This window comes from Pseudomonas sp. L-22-4S-12 (assembly GCF_009799935.1).
Taxonomy (GTDB): Bacteria; Pseudomonadota; Gammaproteobacteria; order Pseudomonadales; family Pseudomonadaceae; genus Aquipseudomonas.
Genome location: NZ_WELL01000009.1, coordinates 33,033 through 52,033, shown reverse-complemented (window position 1 = coordinate 52,033; position 19,001 = coordinate 33,033). Strand labels below are relative to the sequence as shown.

The 19,001-nt window shown below is 66.4% G+C and carries 19 protein-coding genes; 13 read left to right on the top strand and 6 right to left on the bottom strand.

Annotated features, from left to right (window positions below):
• Positions 1-136 precede the first annotated feature (136 nt).
• Positions 137-856: a 4'-phosphopantetheinyl transferase superfamily protein gene (locus F3I16_RS18405; protein ID WP_160494997.1), complete on the top strand. Its 720-nt coding sequence runs from the start codon at positions 137-139 to the stop codon at positions 854-856.
• Between the two features lie 458 nt (positions 857-1,314).
• On the opposite strand, the gene metE is transcribed toward F3I16_RS18405, so the two are convergent.
• Positions 1,315-3,633 (bottom strand): 5-methyltetrahydropteroyltriglutamate--homocysteine S-methyltransferase, encoded by a 2,319-nt coding sequence (metE, locus tag F3I16_RS18400; protein ID WP_160494996.1) that lies wholly within the window; start codon positions 3,631-3,633, stop codon positions 1,315-1,317.
• Between the two features lie 198 nt (positions 3,634-3,831).
• Here metE and metR point away from each other — a divergent pair, with 198 nt between their 5' ends.
• From metR to F3I16_RS18350, 10 genes are all read left to right on the top strand, one after another.
• Complete coding sequence (gene metR / locus F3I16_RS18395) at positions 3,832-4,752, top strand: transcriptional regulator MetR (RefSeq protein WP_160083438.1); 921 nt, start codon at positions 3,832-3,834, stop codon at positions 4,750-4,752.
• 261 nt (positions 4,753-5,013) lie between these two features.
• The gene (locus F3I16_RS18390) at positions 5,014-5,823 is read left to right on the top strand and encodes a hypothetical protein (RefSeq protein ID WP_160494995.1); all 810 of its coding nucleotides are present in this window, start codon (positions 5,014-5,016) and stop codon (positions 5,821-5,823) included.
• 74 nt (positions 5,824-5,897) lie between these two features.
• The gene (locus F3I16_RS18385; protein WP_160494994.1) at positions 5,898-6,383 is read left to right on the top strand and encodes a hypothetical protein; all 486 of its coding nucleotides are present in this window, start codon (positions 5,898-5,900) and stop codon (positions 6,381-6,383) included.
• A 61-nt stretch (positions 6,384-6,444) separates the two neighbouring features.
• Complete coding sequence (locus tag F3I16_RS18380; RefSeq protein WP_160494993.1) at positions 6,445-6,990, top strand: hypothetical protein; 546 nt, start codon at positions 6,445-6,447, stop codon at positions 6,988-6,990.
• 87 nt (positions 6,991-7,077) lie between these two features.
• Positions 7,078-7,452, top strand: a complete 375-nt coding sequence (locus tag F3I16_RS18375) for a hypothetical protein (protein ID WP_256670227.1) — start codon at positions 7,078-7,080, stop codon at positions 7,450-7,452.
• A gap of 143 nt (positions 7,453-7,595) precedes the next feature.
• Positions 7,596-7,934, top strand: a complete 339-nt coding sequence (locus tag F3I16_RS18370; protein WP_160494992.1) for a cupin domain-containing protein — start codon at positions 7,596-7,598, stop codon at positions 7,932-7,934.
• 209 nt (positions 7,935-8,143) lie between these two features.
• Positions 8,144-8,467 (top strand): DUF2834 domain-containing protein, encoded by a 324-nt coding sequence (locus F3I16_RS18365; protein ID WP_160494991.1) that lies wholly within the window; start codon positions 8,144-8,146, stop codon positions 8,465-8,467.
• Positions 8,460-8,768 (top strand): hypothetical protein, encoded by a 309-nt coding sequence (locus F3I16_RS18360; RefSeq protein ID WP_160494990.1) that lies wholly within the window; start codon positions 8,460-8,462, stop codon positions 8,766-8,768. Before F3I16_RS18365 ends, F3I16_RS18360 begins: the two co-directional genes overlap by 8 nt.
• 52 nt (positions 8,769-8,820) lie before the next feature.
• The gene (locus tag F3I16_RS18355) at positions 8,821-9,474 is read left to right on the top strand and encodes a DUF2238 domain-containing protein (protein ID WP_160494989.1); all 654 of its coding nucleotides are present in this window, start codon (positions 8,821-8,823) and stop codon (positions 9,472-9,474) included.
• Positions 9,475-9,482: 8 nt separating this feature from the next.
• Positions 9,483-9,779, top strand: coding sequence for a chorismate mutase (locus F3I16_RS18350; RefSeq protein ID WP_160494988.1), 297 nt, complete (start codon positions 9,483-9,485; stop codon positions 9,777-9,779).
• A 572-nt stretch (positions 9,780-10,351) separates the two neighbouring features.
• Here the strand turns inward: F3I16_RS18350 and F3I16_RS18345 are convergent.
• The 5 genes from F3I16_RS18345 to F3I16_RS18325 form a co-directional block, all read right to left on the bottom strand.
• Positions 10,352-10,615, bottom strand: a complete 264-nt coding sequence (locus F3I16_RS18345) for a DUF2790 domain-containing protein (RefSeq protein WP_160081754.1) — start codon at positions 10,613-10,615, stop codon at positions 10,352-10,354.
• Positions 10,616-10,815: 200 nt separating this feature from the next.
• Positions 10,816-11,733: an HlyD family secretion protein gene (locus F3I16_RS18340; RefSeq protein ID WP_160494987.1), complete on the bottom strand. Its 918-nt coding sequence runs from the start codon at positions 11,731-11,733 to the stop codon at positions 10,816-10,818.
• Positions 11,734-11,741: 8 nt separating this feature from the next.
• Positions 11,742-11,942, bottom strand: a complete 201-nt coding sequence (locus F3I16_RS18335) for a DUF1656 domain-containing protein (RefSeq protein WP_160081758.1) — start codon at positions 11,940-11,942, stop codon at positions 11,742-11,744.
• Positions 11,932-14,094, bottom strand: coding sequence for an FUSC family protein (locus F3I16_RS18330; protein WP_160494986.1), 2,163 nt, complete (start codon positions 14,092-14,094; stop codon positions 11,932-11,934). Before F3I16_RS18330 ends, F3I16_RS18335 begins: the two co-directional genes overlap by 11 nt.
• A 9-nt stretch (positions 14,095-14,103) precedes the next feature.
• Positions 14,104-15,612, bottom strand: coding sequence for an efflux transporter outer membrane subunit (locus F3I16_RS18325; protein WP_160494985.1), 1,509 nt, complete (start codon positions 15,610-15,612; stop codon positions 14,104-14,106).
• Between the two features lie 167 nt (positions 15,613-15,779).
• Between F3I16_RS18325 and F3I16_RS18320 the strand changes: the two genes are divergently transcribed.
• Together F3I16_RS18320 and F3I16_RS18315 are read left to right on the top strand one after the other, a co-directional pair.
• Positions 15,780-16,730 carry a LysR family transcriptional regulator gene (locus F3I16_RS18320; protein ID WP_160494984.1) on the top strand — a complete coding sequence of 317 codons (951 nt, stop codon included), beginning with the start codon at positions 15,780-15,782 and terminating at the stop codon, positions 16,728-16,730.
• Between the two features lie 63 nt (positions 16,731-16,793).
• Positions 16,794-18,404 (top strand): FMN-binding glutamate synthase family protein, encoded by a 1,611-nt coding sequence (locus tag F3I16_RS18315; RefSeq protein ID WP_160494983.1) that lies wholly within the window; start codon positions 16,794-16,796, stop codon positions 18,402-18,404.
• Positions 18,405-19,001 lie beyond the last annotated feature (597 nt).

Here is a 19,001-nt window from a genome sequence, read left to right as displayed (position 1 = left end):
TGGCTACAACCTCACCAGCGTTCAGTTGGAACGCGTGTCCCATCTAAACAGAAAACAAGCGTTTGCTCTGTAGCGCTTGGTTAACCTTGTGCAAAGAAATGTAAACGGCTGGCCCGCTTCCCCGCTGCACGGCAGAATGCCGGGCATGACGTCCACAGCCATCCCGCCCTTCTGCACCCTGCTCCCCGCTGCCTGGCCAACGCCGCTGGCGCTGGCCGGCGCGCACCTGGTGCGGGCGCGGTTCGACCCGGCGCAGCTGCGCAGCGACGACTTCGCCGACTGCGCCATCGCCCCGGTCGACGGCGTGGCCAAGCGCCAGGGCGAATACCTGGCCGGGCGCCTGTGCGCACGCCAGGCCCTGCAACTGCTGCAAGGCCGCGCGAACGTACCGCAGCGCGGCGCAGACGGCGCGCCGCAGTGGCCGACCGGCAGCGTCGGCTCGATCACTCACAGCCATGGCCAGGCCGCCGCCCTGGTGGCGCACAGCCATGCCTGGCAGGGCCTGGGCCTGGACCTGGAAAAACAGCTGAGCCCGGCCCGTGCCGCCCGGCTGGCCGGAGAAATCCTCACCCCGGCCGAACTGCAGCGAGCCAGCGGGCTGGACGAACTGGCCCTGGCCCAGCGGGTGACCCTGACCTTCTCCCTCAAGGAGAGCCTGTTCAAGGCGCTCTACCCGCTGGTGCGGCAGCGTTTCTACTTCCACGATGCCGAACTGCTCGAGCACGCCAGCGACGGCCAGGCCCGGCTGCGCCTGCTGCTCGACCTGAGCCAGGCCTGGCCGGCCGGCAGCCAACTGAGCGGGCAGTTCGCCAGCTTCGACGGCTACCTGCTGAGCCTGGTCGCCATCGCCGCCTAGCCGCAAACCGCCATCGAGCTGGGGTGGGAGCGGATTTATCCGTGATCGGGGCCTGCTCCGAGCGGCCGGTTTATCGCGGATGAATCCGCTCCCACGAACAGCCAGAGCAGCCAGCCCCGCACGAACCCGGCGGGCGCATCTATCCGCGCTCGAGTCGCAACATGGGCAGCTCTTGCGCGACCGAAGCCGCCCCCACGCCATCACCGCCTGGCCGCAAACCGCCATCGAGCTGGGGTGGGAGCGGATTTATCCGCGCTCGGGGCCTGCTCCGAGCGGCCGGTTTATCGCGGATAAATCCGCTCCCACGAACAGCCGGAGCAGCGGCCCCGCACGAACCCGACGGACGCATCTATCCGCGCCCGAGTCGCAACATGGGCAGCTGTTGCGCGACCGAAGCCGCTCCCACAGCGCTGCGCAGCAACATGGAATGGGGACTGCGCCATCGGCAAGCCCGGCGTTCAGGCCAGCTCGCCACGCAGCTGGCGCGCCGCCGCCACCATGTTCACCAGCGCCGCCTCGGTTTCCGCCCAGGCGCGGGTCTTCAGGCCGCAATCCGGGTTGACCCACAGGCGCTCGACGGGGATGCGCGCCGCGGCCTTGCGCAGCAGGGCGACCATCTCGGCGGTATCCGGCACCCGCGGCGAGTGGATGTCGTACAGCCCCGGGCCGATCTCGTTGGGGTAGTCGAAGGCCTCGAACGCCTGCAGCAGCTGCATGTCCGAACGCGAGGTCTCGATGGTGATCACGTCGGCATCCATCGCCGCGATGGATTCGATCACCTCGTTGAACTCGCTGTAGCACATGTGGGTGTGGATCTGCGTCTCGTCGCGCACACCGCCGGCAGCCAGGCGGAAAGCTTCGCTGGCCCAGGCCAGGTAGCCCGGCCACTGCGCCCGGCGCAGCGGCAGGCCTTCGCGGAAGGCCGCCTCGTCGATCTGGATGATGCGAATGCCGGTCGCCTCCAGCTCGACCACCTCGTCGCGCAGGGCCAGGGCCAGCTGGCGCGCCTGCTGCTCGCGGGGGATGTCGTCACGCGCGAAGGACCACATCAGCATGGTCACCGGGCCGGTCAGCATGCCCTTCATCGGCTTGCCGGTGAGGCTCTGCGCATAGCGGCTCCAGGCCACCGTCATCGCCTGCGGACGGCTCAGGTCGCCATAGATGATCGCCGGTTTGACGCAGCGCGAGCCGTAGCTCTGCACCCAGCCGAAGCGGGTCAACAGGTAGCCGTCGAGCTGCTCGGCGAAGTACTCGACCATGTCGTTGCGCTCGGCCTCGCCGTGCACCAGCACGTCCAGGCCCAGCTGCTCCTGCACCCGCACCGCATGGCGGATCTCGCCGTGCATGGCCTCGCCGTACTCGGCCGGCGACAGCTTGCCGGCCTTGAACGCCTGGCGCGCCTGGCGGATCGCCGCGGTCTGCGGGAAGGAACCGATGGTGGTGGTCGGCAACGCCGGCAGCTGCAGGCACGCCCGCTGGCGCTCGCTGCGCTGGGCGAATGGCGCCTGGCGCCGGCTGTCGGCGGGCCTGACGGCGGCCAGGCGCGCCTGCACCGCCGGCTTGTGGATACGGCTCGACTGCGCGCGGCTGGCCTGCACCGCCCGGCTCGCCGCCAGGGCCGCCTGCACGCGGGCGTCCTGCGGCTGGTTCAGCGCGGCCGCCAGCACGGCGACCTCCTCGCACTTCTGCACGGCAAAGGCCAGCCAGCTGCGCAACTCTTCATCCAAGCCCTCTTCGCGGCCCAGGTCCACCGGGCAGTGCAGCAGCGAACAGCTCGGCGCCAGCCACAGTCGCTCGCCCAGGCGCTCGTGGGCCTGCTGCAGCACCTCCAGGGCGCGGACCAGATCGGTGCGCCAGACATTGCGCCCGTCGACCACGCCGAGCGACAGCACCTTGTACGCCGGCAGGCGGTCGAGAATCGCCGGGAACTGCTCCGGCGCGCGCACCAGATCGATATGCAGGCCATCCACCGGCAGGCCGGCGGCCAGGCCGAGGTTGTCCTCCAGGCCGGCGAAGTAGGTGGCGATCAGCTTCTTGCCCGGCTCGCGCTGGAGAATGTTGTAGGCGCGCTCGAAGGCGCCCTTCCAGGCCAGCGGCAGGTCGAGGGCGAGGATCGGCTCGTCGATCTGCACCCACTCCACGCCCTGGGCGGCCAGGCGCTGGAGGATCTCGCCGTACACCGGCAGCAGGCGTTCGAGCAGGTCGAGCCGCTCGAACTCGCTGCCCTTGGCCTTGCCCAGCCACAGGTAGGTCAGCGGGCCGATCAGCACCGGCTTGAGGTTGTGGCCAAGCGCCTGGCCCTCGGCCACCTCCTCGAACAGCTGCTCCCAGCTCAGGGCGAACTGCTGGTCGGCCGTGAATTCCGGGACCAGGTAGTGGTAGTTGCTGTCGAACCACTTGGTCAGCTCCAGGGCCAGCAGCGGCTGGCCATGGGCGCCGCCGCAGCAGCCCGGGCCGGCGTGCCCGGCGCCGGTGCCGCGGGCCATGGCGAACAGGGTATCCAGGCCCGGCTGGCCGCCGTGCGGGCGAAACCGCGCGGGGATCACGCCGAAGGCCAGCGAGTGGCCGAGCACCTGGTCGTACCAGGCGAAGTCGCCGACCGGCAGCAGCTCGATGCCGGCGTCCTTCTGCAACTGCCAGTGCGCGGCGCGCAACTGGCGGCCAACGGCGCGCAGGCCGGCTTCGTCCAGCGTGCCCTGCCAATAGGCTTCCAGGGCCTTCTTCAATTCGCGGTCGCGGCCGATGCGCGGAAAACCGAGGGTGTGGGCCAATGCCATGGGTCTGTCTCCTTATGCTGATGGTGGCCATTCTCGACAGCCGGGCACGCATGAGACAAACTCAACATATTCTCGACGATCTACAGTTTTACTCACGATGATCACCGGCTGGACAAGGCTGCGCTTGTCCACCGCCAACCCGCACAGCCCGAGTGGTGGATGAACAAAGCGTTATCCCCCCTACAGAGCGAGGCCGCCATGCTGGAAATCCGCCACCTGAAAACCCTGCACGCCCTGCGCGAGGCCGACAGCCTGGTGGAAGCCGCCGAGCGCCTGCACCTGACCCAGTCCGCCCTCTCCCACCAGTTCAAGGAACTGGAAAGCCAGCTCGGCCTGTCGCTGTTCATCCGCAAGACCAAGCCGGTGCGCTTCACCAGCGCCGGCCTGCGCCTGCTGCAACTGGCCGACAGCCTGCTGCCGCAGATGCGCGGCGCCGAACGCGACCTGGCGCGCCTGGCCGGCGGCACGGCGGGCAGACTGCACATGGCCATCGAATGCCACAGCTGCTTCCAGTGGCTGATGCCGACCATCGACCAGTTCCGCGACGCCTGGCCGGAAGTCGAGCTGGACCTGGCCTCCGGCTTCTCCTTCGCCCCGCTGCCGGCCCTGGCCCGCGGCGACCTCGACCTGGTGGTGACCTCCGACCCGGTGGAACTGGCCGGCATCACCTACGTGCCGCTGTTCACCTACGAAGCCATGCTCGCCGTGGGCAACCAGCACCCGCTGGCCGGCAAGCCCTACATAGTCCCCGAGGACCTGGCCCGGGAAATCCTCATCACCTACCCGGTGGAGCGCGACCGCCTGGACATCTTCACCCGCTTCCTGGAGCCGGCCGACGTCGAACCGGCGCAGGTGCGCACCTCGGAACTCACGGTGATGATGATGCAGCTGGTGGCCAGCGGCCGTGGCGTGTGCGGCCTGCCCAACTGGGCGCTGCACGAATACAGCTCGCGCGGCTACGTCACGGCCAAGCGCCTGGGCGACAAGGGCCTGTTCGCCACCCTCTACGCCGGCATCCGCGCCGACATGCTCGACGCGCCCTTCATGCGCGACTTCCTGCTCACCGCCAAGGACACCTCCTTCGCCACCCTCGAGGGCGTCAGCGCCGCACGCAACTGACCCCGCGCCGCCCCCGCGGCGGCGCATGGACAGTTCCCGGGCAAAGCGCTAGCGTCGACAACAAGCCGCCGAGCCGCTCGGCGTACGGGCTTGCCGTCCCCTGTTGCGTTACTCCCGAGCGATTCTCCTCCAGCGCGAGCGCTGCCAAGGCAGACAAGGGCTTTATGGACGACAAGGAAGGTTATACGACTGCATCTGTGTAGATAATTGCGACAGGTATTTCGCCCAATAATAGTTATACGGCTTTTTCAGAGACCGAGTATGAGCTTAAAGAAAAATGAAAAAATGGTTTGCGTTCATACATTAAACGAGCCGACCGACGATACGCTGGCCATTCCAACGCCCGATGTTAGGTCAAACAAACCATTTGGAATTCATGATCAAGAATACGGACAGACTGCTTTTTTTCAGAAAATAATCACAGCGAAAATTGGTAACCAGGAAGTATCAATTGCGATTCCAAACGAGATATCGCTCTCACTCAGCATCTCGAAAAAATCATTAACTGCAGCCGAGAACAAGAAAAAAGAAATAAAACAACGAGCCAATTCAAGCACTACAATATTTGATACTGATGTAAAAATGGCTTATGACTTCTTAGAAGAAATCCAGAAAGCCGTTGTCTTTAGCTATAAAGCAATAGAATCATTCTGCAATGCTAGCATCCCCGACTCATACATATACAAAAAACCAACGAGCAAAGGCATTATTGAGCACTATGGCAAGGAACAAATAGAGCGCTGGATTAACACGTCAGAAAAAATATCCGCAATAATTCCTAACATACTAAAATGCAACTCCCCATCCAACCAGACCTTCTGGAGTGACTTCAAAAATCTTGAGCGGATAAGAAACGAAATAATCCATAGCAAATCAAGCAATAGTTCAGAAATACTCAGCGAACTATTCTCTATAAAAACAAGAGACTACATAGAGTCAAGCGTAATTCTACTGGAGTATTTTATTGGGCTAGATCCTTGCAACCCAATATTCCCGCTCGGTTTTGGCAAATCGCAAATAAAGGTTATGTCCGTACCAAATTCTAAAGAGTATTTGTCAAAAATTGAGTAACCGTATAACAACTGGTTCAAATCGCTCGCTGGGACCGGCTAAAGCCGGCCCCTTAACCAAACGTTACCGCCCCTATGAATCATCTCGAACAATTAACATCTGAATGGTACGAATACCGTGGCTACTTCGTGCGTCGTAACGTACTCGTAGGTAAACGCGCCAAGGGCGGCTATGAATGCGAGCTAGATGTTGTCGCATTCTGTCCGCAGCGGCAGCACTTGGTTCATATTGAGCCATCCATGGATGCTCACACCTGGGCTAAGCGGGAAGCCCGGTATGAGAAGAAATTCGAGGCCGGTCGAAAGTACATCCCTGGCATCTTCAGCGGCATCACTCTGCCAAAAAATATTGAGCAAATTGCACTCCTTGGCTTCGCAAGCAATGCCAACGTCAAAACACTTGCCGGCGGTCGCATCATGACCTCCGCCGATCTTCTTGCGGAAATCACCGCCGAGATCGGGAATTTGCGTATTGCCCAAGCTGCTATTCCTGAGCAATATCCTTTGCTTCGTACCATCCAGTTTGCATACCAACATCGCCATGCCGCAGGGTGGCGCTAACAAGTTCTCAAGGCCGACACCGTACCGGTGCGGTCTTAACTCCAACGTTACGCTTGAAGACATGCACGCAAAAAACACCATAAAAAAAGACAAGCGATGCTTAGCATTAGGCCTTACCCTTATTGCCTTTTCAGCAGTATTCTTTTTGGCTACACATGGATCACCCGCCCCACAAAATGAACTTATTGAAGTCTACGGAAAAGTTTCAGAAATAAAAGAAAGTCGCGGAAAATATGGAGGTCAAGGCTTTGAATTTTGGCTCACGCCCGAGGTCAATAAATTCAGATTTGAGGCTCACGGCGTTGAGTACGATGAAGTCCTTGCAAGCCTGAAAAGCACTAGAAAAATCAACATACGAATTTTAGCTCACCCCAAAGGTAACCTTTCGTGGTTTAGCGGATTAAGGACCTTCCCTGTTTACTCTATAAACGTTCCTCATGGCCCCGAGATATCATACGAACAACTATCACAATCTTGGATGAAGTCAAATTTTCTTGCACGAAAAGTCTCAGGTATAAGCGCGGCAATCGGCATGCTTTTTATTTCTATATTTATTTACTTCCGCGCACGGCCTAGTGATTCAAGTCGCTCGCTCGGGACGAGCTAAAGCCCGCTCCTTAACCTAACGTTAAACGCCGCACTGCAAATTCAATCTTCGCCACTTGCCCAGCCACCCCAAACAAGGTCGAAGTCCATGCAGAAGAAACTGATCATCACCGCCGGCATTGCCCTGTTGGCCTGCACCTCGGCCCATGCAATCGATGAACAATACCGGCAGCAACTCGAGCGCTCCGGCTGCACCCAGGTCTCCGAGTTGCAGGGCTGCGACATCCACAAGTCCAGGGCAGAAAATGCCCAGGCCGGCTTTGCCTCGCAGGCTCCCGCCGAAACGACATCGGCGAGTAGCCAGACGCCCTGGTTGCCAGATCCAGCTCGGGAAGAACGGTGGCTACCATCCGGATCGATGACAGCGAACGGGGCTGGCTCAACGGTAAGAGCGTGCCGGCCAAGCGCAGCGATGGGGCCCTGGTTTTCAGGGAGGGAATATCCTCTACACCATCCAGGGTGATCGTCGCTTGCAGAATGAGGACCATTGGACCGACTTCGATGCCGGCACCAAAGGCCCCATCACCGCGGAGTAAGCGCCGCATGGGCGCCGCAGCGACGCCGCCTGGCGCCAACCGAATCGCCAGCTACCCCAGGAGGCCTGTCATGCAAGTCCGCAACCTGTTCAGCGATGCCGCCGCCCCGCGGCAAGGCGAGCGTTTCGACACGCTGCTCAGCCAGCGCAACCTGCAAATCGAGCGCATCGTCAGTTCGGCCGTCATCACCCCGCAGCAATACGTGCAGGCCCAGGACGAGTGGGTGCTGCTGGTTCGCGGGGAAGCCGTGCTGCAGGTGGCCGGCGAGCGGGTGGCGCTCAAGGCCGGCGACCATCTGTTCCTGCCCGCCGGGGTGGCGCATACGGTCGAGCGCGCCGCCGAGGGTTCGCTGTGGCTGGCGGTGCATCTGCATCCCGAACCGGGCGCGGCGCCTGACGCCAGCCGTTGAGTGGCCGCCCGCCGTGGGCAGTAGCGGCAAGCCTGGCGGCCGCTGTGCACCAGTGGGCAGCGGTGCAGCCCGTGGCGGTGGTACAAAGGCAGCGCGTAGGGCTTGCTGGAGTCCCAATCGGAACGGCTGCGCCTGCCGGATTCGCGGCTGAAGCCGCTCCTACGCAAAGCGAATGCGTTGCCCCGATGCTTGTTAACAAGGACGTGAAGATGAAAAAAGCCCTGCTACCGCTGCTGACCCTGCTGGCTTTCACGGCCTATACCCTGTTCAGCCTGCTGCAGGCCGAGCAGTCACTCGTGCAGTTCGGCCTGCAGCTGATGTCGAGCCCCGACACCGCCCAAGTGGTGATCGACCTGTATATCCTCGCCGCCCTGGCGTGCATCTGGATGTACCGGGACAACCAGGCGCGCGGCAAGTCGGTGGCCGCGGTGCTGCCCTACTTCGCGCTCACCCTGGTCTTCGTCTCCATCGGCCCGTTGCTCTATCTGGTGCTGCGCAGCCTGGCGCGGCCCCAGGGAGCCGGGCATGCGTAGAGCCCTGCCCGCCACCCTGCTGGTGCTGTGCGGCGAGCTGCACGCCTTCCAGCCCTGCCCCGCCCCCAGCCAGCCCTGCGCCTCGCCCGAACAGGTGCTGCTGCTCGTGGTGCTGCCCTGCCTGGTGCTGGCCGCGCTGGCGCTGCTGGCCAAGAAGACCCTGCGGCGGCGCTGGCTACGGCTGGGCAGCTGGCTGCTGCTGGCCGGCATCGGGCTGCTCTGGCTGCTGGCGATAACCGCCGCCTTCAACGCCTACCTGGCGCCCTGTGCGAGCGGGTGCTGGTATGGCATTGTCGGTTGAACCCTGCGCACGCGCCTCGCGCTGTCATTCAATTCGACTACCCGGAGACCCGATGAACTCAAACCGCACGCCCTGGCTCATAGGCGCCTCGCTCCTGCTGCTCGGCCTGTTGGCGCTCTCCGGCTACCGCCCCTACGACCTGGCCACCTGGGCCCTGGAAGTGGCGCCGGTGCTGATCGCCCTGCCCATTCTCTGGGCCACCTACCGGCGCTTCCCGCTGAGCACCCTGCTCTATGTGCTGATCTTCCTGCATGCGCTGGTGCTGATGCTGGGCGGCGCCTACACCTATGCGCGGGTACCGCTGGGCTTCGAGTTTGCCGAGGCGTTCGGCCTGCAGCGCAACCCCTACGACAAGCTCGGCCACTTCTTCCAGGGCCTGGTGCCGGCGCTGGTGGCTCGCGAGATATTGCTGCGCGGCGCCTATGTGCGCACCCGCGCGATGCTGGCCTTCATCGTGGCCTGCATCGTGCTGGCCATCAGCGCCTGCTACGAGTTCATCGAATGGGGCGTGGCCGTGGCCGTGGGCCAGGGTGCGGTGGAGTTCCTCGGCACCCAGGGCGACCCCTGGGATACCCAGTCGGACATGCTGTTCGCCCTGCTCGGCGCCATCTTTGCCCTGCTGCTGTTCTCGCGCCTGCAGGACCGACAGATCCGCCGCCTGCAACCAGGCGGCAACTCGCCCCAGCCAACCGCAAACCCGGAGTAGCCAGACAGATGGACGTCAACTGTGAATCCCTCGCCGAAGTGCGCGCCCAGATCGATCGCCTCGACCGGCAGATCGTCGCCCTGCTCGCCGAGCGCGGTCGCTACGTCAGCCAGGCGGCGCGCTTCAAGGCCAGCAGCGCCGAGGTGCCGGCGCCGGACCGGGTGGCCCAGGTGCTGGCCAAGGTCGGCGCGCTGGCCGAGCAGGAAGGCGCCAACCCGCAGGTGGTGGCCCAGGTGTACCTGGCGATGATCGGCGCCTTCATCGAGGCCGAACTGGCCGAGCACGCCCGCCTCGAACGCGGCTGAACGCGGCTGAACGCGCCGCCAGCTTTGCCCTCGCAGAAAGGCTGTGTCCCGATAGCGTGTTGGATAGACGCATGCCATCCATGGACGCAAGCTCTGCGTTGTAGGGTGCGCCGTGCGCACCTGATGGCCCCGAGGGCACCCTGCTGAGCTGATTGCCGAGCGGGCTGATGGTTTGGGTTTCGCCCACCCGGGCGACTCACTTTTCTTTGTTTGCGCAAAGAAAAGTAAGCAAAAGAAAGCGCACCCCGACATCCGGCCCTGCGCTTCGCTCCGGGTCCCCTCCTTCCGGTGCCGCTCCGGGGGCCGGCTTACAAGGGCCATCCCTGGCCCTTTAAGCCTCTCGCCGCATCCCTGCGGCTCGTCCCCCTGCGCAACACCTCCACTCGGCCTCCTGACGGGGACTCGGGCTCCGAGATGCTTGATGGCTCTTTCCTGCCGCTACGCGGATATGCATTCCACCCTACAAACCATGGAGCCGCATACAACACGCAATTGGTACATCGCCCACAGAAACGACGATGCCCGGCGGATGGCCGGGCATGCTGCGTTTCACTCTGCGCGGGCCGAGCGTATCAGCCGTCGGTGCAGCCGCCGCCGAGCACCCGGTATTCCAGGCGATGGACGCGGCCCTGGTGATCCTCGTAGGTCATGATCGACGGGGTCACGCCGCAGATCTGCGACACATCGGTGGTGGCGATGACGCGGGCCACGTCCACATCCATGCCGTAGGTGTAGACCTCGACGGGCGGTTCGCCGCGCGCGGTGGTGTCCGCCTGCTCCGCCGCGAAGGCGAACGGGGTCAGGCCGGCCAGGGCCAGCAGGGTAAGAGCTTTCATGGGCAGTGTTCCTGAGTACAGGGAAAAGGACTTCGGCCGTGCCGGTATGCAGCGGCCGAAGTTGCAGCCAGTCGGCCCGGTAGAGGTAGCCTGGGCTGCTGAGCCTCGTCGTGGGAGGCAGGACAATTCTAGGTAGCCGGGCGGCGGCGATATACCGGCGAAGTGCGCATGCACTGTTACCGCTCAAACAACAATCCGTCCTACAACAATCCGTCCTGCAGCAAGCCGTTCCGGCCCTCGGCATCCGCCGCTTGCTCGGCGGCTTCCTCGACCACCACGGTGCAGGTCATTCCCGCGGCCAGCTGCAGGCCGGCCGGCACCTCGTCGAGGTGGATGCGCACCGGCACGCGCTGGGCCAGGCGCACCCAGTTGAAGGTCGGGTTGACGTCGGCGGTCAGCTCGCGGCTCTGCGGGTTGTCGCGGTCGTAGATGCCGCGGGCGATGCTGTCGACATGGCCGCGCAGGCGCTCGCCGCTCATCATGCGCATCTCCACCGGCGCGCCGAGGCGGATGCGCGGCAGGCGGGTCTCCTCGAAGTAGCCGTTGACGTAGAACGAGTCGCTGTCGACCAGGGCCATGCTCGGCTCGCCGGTGCTGGCGTAGTCGCCCTCGAACACGCTGAGGTTGGTGATGTAGCCGGCGGCCGTGGCGCGCACCTCGGTGCGCTGCAGGTCGAGCCGGGCGGCATCCAGCAGGGCCAGGGCCTGCTGGTATTCGGCCAGGGCGATGGCGGACAGGTGGCCGGCATCCTCGCGGCTCTCGCGCGACACCACCAGGTCGTCCATCTCCGCGCGGCGCCGGGCGTTGACCTGACGCATCGCCAGCGCCGCCTTGCGCGCCGCCACCAGGGCCTCGGCCTGCTGCACGGCCATCCGGTAGTGGGCCGGGTCGATGCGCAGCAGCAGGTCGCCGACTGCCACCCGCTGGTTGTCGTGCACCGCCACTTCGACCACCAGCCCGGCCACGTCCGGGGCAATGTTGATGATGTCGGCACGCACCCGGCCGTCGCGGGTCCAGGGCGAATCCATGTAGTGCAGCCACAGCGTGCGCACCAGCAGCACGGCCAGGCCGAGGATGAGCAGGGTCGCGCAGACACTGACGAGGCGTTTCACGGGCATGGCGGTTCTCAACGGTAGATGGTCAGCGCCAGGGCGCTGTACAGGCAGGTGAACAGGCTCACGCGCAGCAGCGCCGGATGCCAGGCATGGCGGTACAGGCCGCGCCAGGCGAACAGCCGGTCGAGCGCCCAGGCCAGCAGCAGGGCCAGCAGGAACAGCAGGGTCAGGCTCGGCAGGTACACGCCGTGCAGGGCGATTTCACGCGGCATGGGCGACTCCGTGGTGGTAGGCCGAGGCGCCGGGCGAGCGCAGCGGCGACAGCGGGTCGAGCAGCGAGCTGCGGATGACGTGCAGGTAGCTGAGCATGCGCCGCAGCGGCGAGCTGTCGAACTGCGGCGCGCAGGGTTCGGCGGTGCCGCGCAGGGTGTCGATGGCCTGCTCCACCGCGTGCAGGGCGCGCTGCCGGTTGCCTTCGCCGGGCTGCACGAACAGGCGGATCAGCGCCCGGCCCATGAGGCGGATGGAATGCCGCCAGGGCATCGACTCGGCGTAGCAGGCCAGCGCCGGCAGGCGCTCCTGCTCCAGGCGCAGCTCGATCAGCGCGTGGCCGACCTCCTGCACGGTGAACATCCAGCGCAGCAGCTGGCGCTGCACGTCGGCGCGCCCGCTGGAGAAGGCGTAGGCCTGGCTGAGCAGGTCGCGCGTGCCGCTCTCGAACTCGCCGACCAGGCCGCGCAACCGGCCGCTCACCGCCTGCACCACGCACATGCGCAGGTCGTGCTCCAGGCGCCGCCACAGCCAGGGCCGGTTGGGCGGCAGGAGCACCGCCGCGGCCACCGTGGCCAGGCCCATGGCGAGCAAGGCGGCGAGGTATTCGTTGAGCATGCGCTGGGGGTCGTAGAGGGTCAGGTTGGCCGGCAGCGAGAGCATGCAGAACCACATCAGCAAGCCCAGGCCGTAGCCGGCGCCGTGCGGCCGCGCGGAAATCCACGCGCCGAGGGCGAACACCGGCGCCAGCGCACAGCACAGCAGGGCGAAGCCATCCAGCCAGGGCAGCACCCAGAAGGTCAGGAAAAAGCCCAGGCAGGCGCCGCCGAGCGCGCCGAGGCCGATCTGCAGCGACAGGCGCCTGGGGCTGGACGAGGTCGACGCCAGCGCCGCGACCATGCCCACGGTCATGGCGAAGGTGCCGCCGCTGGGCCAGGCGGTGGCCATCCAGAACAGGCTGAGGAGGAGGATCAGCAGGCTGCTGCGCACCCCGGCCACCGCGGCGGCGGCGGCGTTGGCGCGCGGGCGGAAACTGTCCTGCCAGTCCTCGCGGGCATGCTGGTGGTCGAGCAGCGAGGCGTGGGTCTGGGCGTAGTCGTGCAGGTCGTCGGCGAAGCGGTAGAGCAGCTCGGCGGCGGTGTCGTAGTCGAGCCGCTGCGCCTCGCCGGGTTGGCCCATGGCCAGCTGCGTGCGGCCCTGGCGGATGCTGTGCATCAGCGCCTGCTTGGCGATGGCCAGGCGCTCGGCCAGCTGGGCGGCATCGGCCTCGCTGCACAGGCGCTCGTGCAGCGGCGCGAGCAAGGCGTCGAGCTCGGCCAGGCTCGGCTGCAGCGCCTCGCGCACCCGCTGGCCGGGCGCCCCGGCGAGGCGCTGGAGCAGCTGGTGGAGGCCGTGGAAGCGGGTGGACAGCACCATGAACTCGTTGTTCAGCCGGCCCAGGCGGCCGCTGCGCAGGCGCATGTGCGGGTCTTCGAAGGCGGTGGCGCTGCGCAGGTTCTCCAGGCTCACTGCGGCGGCGGCGAAGCGCACGTTGCAGGCCTCGAAACGCTCCACGCCGAGGTTGCCGCGCAGGCCCGCGCTGGCGAACCCGGCGAACTCGCGAAAGCGCGCCTGCAGGCTGCGGCGCAGGTCGTCGCTGCTGTGCTGCGGCAGCAGCAGGCCGTGGACCAGGCCGGTGCAGAGAATGCCCAGGCTGATCTCCAGCACCCGCCACAGCGCCTGCATGAAGGCACTTTCCGGCGCCTGGGTGGCCGGCAGGCCGATCATCAGCGCGGTGTAGCCGGCCAGCACGCAGGCATAGCCGCGAAAGTCGCGATAACGCGCGGCGCCGGCGGTGCACAGGCCGATCCACAGCGCCAGACTGAGCATGAACAGCACCCGTTCCTGGTTGAACAGGGCGATCAGCAGCACCATCACCGCCAGCCCGAGCAGGGTGCCGATCAGGCGGTAGAAACTCTTGGCCAGCACCTGGCCGCTCTGCGTCTGCATGACGATGAACACCGTGGCCAGCACGGTGGTCGGCTGCGGCAACTGCAGGCGGTAGGCCAGCCACAGGGCGATGAAGGCACTCAGCAGCGCCTTGCCGACGAAGGCCCAGGTCAGGCCGTCGCTGCGCGCCCAGTCGGCCAGCGCGAGCTTGAAGGAGTGCGGCATGGGAGGTCCTCAGGGCTGGGGAAGAAAGCGCAGGCGCGGCTCGCCCGGTGCCAGATCGGCCTCGCTCGGCGCGCCGGGCTGCGGCTGCACGCCAGCGCCGAGGGCCAGCAGCAGGTCGGCCTGGGCGCTGAGCTGGGCGGCGCGCACCTGCTGCTCGGTGAGCTGGCGCTCGAACAGCAGCGGCTGGGTCTGCAGCACCTCGTCGAAAGCGGTCAGGCCGCGCTGCTGGGCGAGTTGGGCCAGCTCATGGGTGCGCTGCGCCGCCGCCACGGCCTCGGCGGCCAGGTGCGCCTGCTGCGCCAGCGACTGCTGCCGCACCAGGGCGTCGGCCACCTGCTGCAGGGCCTGCAGCAGGCTCTGGTTGTACTGCTGCACGGCCAGGTCGTAGTCGGCGCTGGCCACGCCCAGCTCGCCGCGCCGGCGGCCGCCGTCATACAGCGGCAGGCTCAGCGCCGGGCCGAGGTTGTAGGCCAGCTTGTCGTAGCGCAGAAAGTCCAGCAGGCCGCCCTGGGTGGCATTGCTGCCCAGCCCGGCGAGCAGGTTGACGTTGGGGTAGAAGCTGGCCTTGGCCACCTCGATGCCGCGCGCGGCGGCGGCCACCTGCCAGCGCCGCGCCTGCAGGTCCGGGCGGTGGCCGAGCAGCTCCAGCGGCAACTGCGCCGGCAGGCCGGGCTGGCGCTGCAACGACAGCGTCGGCCGCTGCAGAGCCTCGCCCGCCCCCGGGCCCTGGCCGGCCAGCACGGCGATCTGGTGCTGGTTGAGGACGATGGCCTCGTGCAACGCGTCGATGCGGCGGTGGCTTTCCGCCAGCGGCGCCTCGGCGCGGCTGACCTCCAGGCGGGTGCCGAGGCCATCGCGCAGGCGTCGTTCGGCCAGCTGCCGCAGCGCCTGCTGCTGGGCCAGGCTGGCCCGGGCGATATCCGCCTCGGCGTGCAGCAGGGCCAGCTGGATGTAGCTGCGCACCAGGTTGCCCTGCAGCTCCAGCGCCGCCAGCCGCGCCTCGGCCACCGCCTGGCGGGCCTGGTCGAGAGCCTGGCGGCTGCGGCTGCGCTCGCGGCCCCAGAGGTCGAGGTCATAGCTGAAGCCGAGCTGCGCGCTGTTGTTCCAGCTGCTGGTGCGGCCGAGCACGCCGGGGCCGTAGAAGTAGTCGTCCGGCCAGCGCTTGCGCTGCACGCTGGCCTCAAGATCCAGCTGCGGCGCCTCGGCCGACTCCACCATCCCGGCCAGGGCGCGGGCCTGGCGCACCCGCGCGGCGGCCATGGCCAGGCTCGGGCTGGCGGCCAGCGCGCGGGCCATCCAGGCGTCCAGCTGCGCATCGCCATAGGCCTGCCACCAGCGTTCCTGTGGCCAGGCGGCCTCCCGCTCGGCCTGGCGCAGGGCGGCGCCGGGGTCGAGCCGCGCGGGCTGCAGGCGTTCGGCCTGTGGCAGGATGCCCTGGCTGTCGATACAGGCGCTGAGCAGGGAAATCAGGGTCAACAGACTGGCGCGAACAAGACACGGCCAAGAGGTGCGGGGCACTGCGCTACATCCTGAGAATGGCAAGAAGCCGAGAAGGCTGGCGATTCTAGAGGGGCGCCGGGCACGGGATAAGCGGGCGGATAGATGATGGATTGTGTACTGAAACAGCCATAATCCGGGCTAGACTTCGTGACAGAATTCGCTCCCAGCCCGAGCCGGAATCCTCCATGGACACCCTCTTCAACATGCGCGCCTTCGTCTGCGTGGCGGAGACCGGCAGCTTCACCGCCGCCGCCCAGCGCCTGTCCCTCACCACCTCCTATGTCTCGCGCGCCGTCGCCACCCTGGAGACGCACCTGCGCACCCGCCTGCTGCACCGCACCACCCGGCGCATCGCCCTGACCGAGGCCGGCCAGCGCTACCTGCTGCGCTGCGAGCAGATCCTCGGCTACATCGACGAGGCCGAGGCCGAGGCCGGCGAGGCCAATGCCCACCCGGTCGGCGTGCTCAAGGTGCATGCGATGACCGGCATCGGCCAGCATTACCTGATCAAGGCCATCGCCGGGTACACCGAGAAGTACCCGGACGTCAGCTTCGACCTGACCCTGGCCAACCGCAACACCGACCTGCTCGACGAGGGCTACGACATCTCGGTGGTGATCGCCAGCGAGCTGCCCGACTCGGGCTTCATCTCCAAGCAGCTGGGCAGCACCTACAGCGTGCTGTGCGCCTCGCCCGCCTACCTGGCACGGCATGGCGTGCCGCGCTTGCCCGGCGAGCTGGGCGCGCACCACTGCCTGCGCCTGGTCAACAACGTGATGGGCCTGGACAAGTGGCTGTTCGACGGCCCGGACGGCCAGGAACTGGTGCAGATCAAGCAGACGCCGTTCCAGGTCAACACCGCCGACGCCATGACCGAGGCGATCAAGGCCGGCCTGGGCATCGGCGCGCTGCCGCTGTATTCGGCGGTCGGCGGCCTGGGCGACGGCAGCCTGGTGCGCGTGCTGCCCAACCACAGCCTGTTCCCGCTGGGCATCTATGCGCTGTACCCGTCGCGGCAGTTCCTCGATGCCAAGACCCGCACCTGGGTCGAGTTCGTCCGCGACTTCCTGCCCGCGCGCCTGCGCGCCGACGAAGAGGCGGTGGCCGCCATCAGCCTGCGCCTGCGCGGCCACTGAGGGCGACAGCGCCGCCCCTTCGGCCTACCCTGTGCCTCTGTACCTGCCATCCCGGGAGCCCGCATGAGCCTGTCGCTGCTGAACCGCTACGCCTTCTTCGCCTGCTGCGTCCTGTTCACCCTGCTCAGCCTGCCCTTCGTCGCCAGCCACGAGTGGCTGTGGGCGCTGACCCTGCTGACCGGCGTGCTCAGCCTGGTCGGCCTCAACGACCTGCTGCAGACGCGCCAGGCGGTGCGGCGCAACTACCCGATCCTGGGCAACATCCGCTACCTGGTCGAGGCCATCCGCCCGGAGATCCGCCAGTACCTGCTGGAGGCCGACGGCGACATGCTGCCGTTCTCCCGCGCGCAGCGTTCGCTGGTCTATGCGCGGGCCAAGAACCAGAGCGCCGACAAGCCCTTCGGCACCCTCAGCGACGTGTACCAGAGCGGCTTCGAGTTCATCGGCCATTCCATGCTGCCGGCCGAGCACTGCGACCCCAGCACCTTCCGCGTCACGGTCGGCGGGCCGCAGTGCAGCCAGCCCTACTCGGCCTCGGTGTTCAACATCTCGGCGATGAGCTTCGGCTCGCTCAGCGCCAACGCCATCCGTGCGCTGAACCAGGGCGCCCAGCGCGGCGGCTTCTACCACGACACCGGCGAAGGCAGCATCAGCCCCTACCACCGCGAGCATCGCGGCGACCTGGTGTGGGAGCTGGGCAGCGGTTACTTCGGCTGCCGTGACGAGCAGGGCCGCTTCGACCCGGCGCGCTTCGCCGAGCAGGCCGCCGCGCCGCAGGTGAAGATGATCGAGATCAAGCTGAGCCAGGGCGCCAAGCCGGGCCACGGCGGCATCCTGCCGCGGCACAAGGTCACCGCGGAAATCTCCCTGACCCGCGGCGTGCCGATGGGCCAGGACTGCATCTCGCCGGCGCGCCACAGCGCGTTTTCCACGCCGCTGGAACTGCTGCAGTTCATCGCCCGGCTGCGCGAGCTGTCGGGCGGCAAGCCGATCGGCTTCAAGTTCTGCCTGGGCCATCCCTGGGAGTTCATGGGCATCGCCAAGGCCATGCTGGAAAGCGCCATCCTCCCCGACTTCATCGTGATCGACGGCAAGGAAGGCGGCACCGGCGCCGCGCCCCTGGAGTTCACCGACCATATCGGCGTGCCGCTGCGCGAGGGCCTGCTGTTCGTGCACAACACCCTGGTCGGCTGCGGCCTGCGCGACAAGATCAGGCTCGGCGCCAGCGGCAAGATCGTCAGCGCCTTCGACATCGCCAGCGTGCTGGCCCTGGGCGCCGACTGGGCCAACTCGGCGCGCGGCTTCATGTTCGCCATCGGCTGTATCCAGTCGCAGTCCTGCCACACCAACAAGTGCCCGACCGGCGTGGCCACCCAGGACCCGCTGCGCCAGCGCGCCCTGGTGGTGCCGGACAAGGCCGAGCGGGTGCACAACTTCCACCGTAACACCCTCAAGGCCCTGGCCGAGATGCTCGCCGCCGCCGGCCTCAGCCACCCCGCGCAGATCGAGGCCAGGCACCTGGTGCGGCGCATGTCGGCCAGCGAGATCAAGCTGTACTCGCAGCTGCACGTGTTCCTCAAACCCGGCGAGCTGCTCGGCGGCGAGGCTTCCGGCGAGTTCTACCCGCGCATGTGGGCCATGGCCCGGGCCGACAGTTTCGAGCCGGCGGCGTAACGGTTTTTACGGGCGATGTACCAATAGCGTGTTGTATGCGGCGCCATGGCTTGCAGGGTGGAAACCAAATCCGCGTAGCGGCAAGAACGAGCCATCAAGCAGCTCGGAGCCCGAGCCCCCGTCAGGAGGCCGAGTGGAGGTGTTGCGCAGGGGGACGAGCCGCAGGGATGCGGCGAGAGGCTTAAAGGGCCAGGGATGGCCCTTGTAAGCCGGCCCCCGGAGCGGCACCGGAGGGAGGGCACCCGAAGCGAAGCGCAGGGCCGAATGCCGGGGTGCGCTTTCTTTTGCTTACTTTTCTTTGCGCAAACAAAGAAAAGTAAGTCGCCCGGGTGGGCGAAACCCAAACCATCAGCCCGCTCGGCAATCAGCTCAGCAGGGTGCTCCGAGGCCATCAGGTGCGCACGGCGCACCCTACGATGCAGAGCTCGCGCCCACGGATGGCATGCGCCCATCCAACATGCTATTGGGACATAGCTTTTTACGGGCCGGCCGGTGCCTCGCAGGAGCGGCTTCGGCCGCGAGGCACGCCCCCCGGCGCCCCGCGCCCCCAGCAAAAAGCCGCCGCCCGCGCAGAGCGCGGCTAAGCTTGCAGCAAGA

Coding starts and splice junctions, on each gene's coding strand:
- F3I16_RS18405 (WP_160494997.1), top strand. CDS start 137: ATGCCGGGCATGACGTCCACAGCCATCCCGCCCTTCTGCACCCTGCTC.
- metE (WP_160494996.1), bottom strand. CDS start 3,633: ATGGCATTGGCCCACACCCTCGGTTTTCCGCGCATCGGCCGCGACCGC.
- metR (WP_160083438.1), top strand. CDS start 3,832: ATGCTGGAAATCCGCCACCTGAAAACCCTGCACGCCCTGCGCGAGGCC.
- F3I16_RS18390 (WP_160494995.1), top strand. CDS start 5,014: ATGAGCTTAAAGAAAAATGAAAAAATGGTTTGCGTTCATACATTAAAC.
- F3I16_RS18385 (WP_160494994.1), top strand. CDS start 5,898: ATGAATCATCTCGAACAATTAACATCTGAATGGTACGAATACCGTGGC.
- F3I16_RS18380 (WP_160494993.1), top strand. CDS start 6,445: ATGCACGCAAAAAACACCATAAAAAAAGACAAGCGATGCTTAGCATTA.
- F3I16_RS18375 (WP_256670227.1), top strand. CDS start 7,078: ATGCAGAAGAAACTGATCATCACCGCCGGCATTGCCCTGTTGGCCTGC.
- F3I16_RS18370 (WP_160494992.1), top strand. CDS start 7,596: ATGCAAGTCCGCAACCTGTTCAGCGATGCCGCCGCCCCGCGGCAAGGC.
- F3I16_RS18365 (WP_160494991.1), top strand. CDS start 8,144: ATGAAAAAAGCCCTGCTACCGCTGCTGACCCTGCTGGCTTTCACGGCC.
- F3I16_RS18360 (WP_160494990.1), top strand. CDS start 8,460: ATGCGTAGAGCCCTGCCCGCCACCCTGCTGGTGCTGTGCGGCGAGCTG.
- F3I16_RS18355 (WP_160494989.1), top strand. CDS start 8,821: ATGAACTCAAACCGCACGCCCTGGCTCATAGGCGCCTCGCTCCTGCTG.
- F3I16_RS18350 (WP_160494988.1), top strand. CDS start 9,483: ATGGACGTCAACTGTGAATCCCTCGCCGAAGTGCGCGCCCAGATCGAT.
- F3I16_RS18345 (WP_160081754.1), bottom strand. CDS start 10,615: ATGAAAGCTCTTACCCTGCTGGCCCTGGCCGGCCTGACCCCGTTCGCC.
- F3I16_RS18340 (WP_160494987.1), bottom strand. CDS start 11,733: ATGCCCGTGAAACGCCTCGTCAGTGTCTGCGCGACCCTGCTCATCCTC.
- F3I16_RS18335 (WP_160081758.1), bottom strand. CDS start 11,942: ATGCCGCGTGAAATCGCCCTGCACGGCGTGTACCTGCCGAGCCTGACC.
- F3I16_RS18330 (WP_160494986.1), bottom strand. CDS start 14,094: ATGCCGCACTCCTTCAAGCTCGCGCTGGCCGACTGGGCGCGCAGCGAC.
- F3I16_RS18320 (WP_160494984.1), top strand. CDS start 15,780: ATGGACACCCTCTTCAACATGCGCGCCTTCGTCTGCGTGGCGGAGACC.
- F3I16_RS18315 (WP_160494983.1), top strand. CDS start 16,794: ATGAGCCTGTCGCTGCTGAACCGCTACGCCTTCTTCGCCTGCTGCGTC.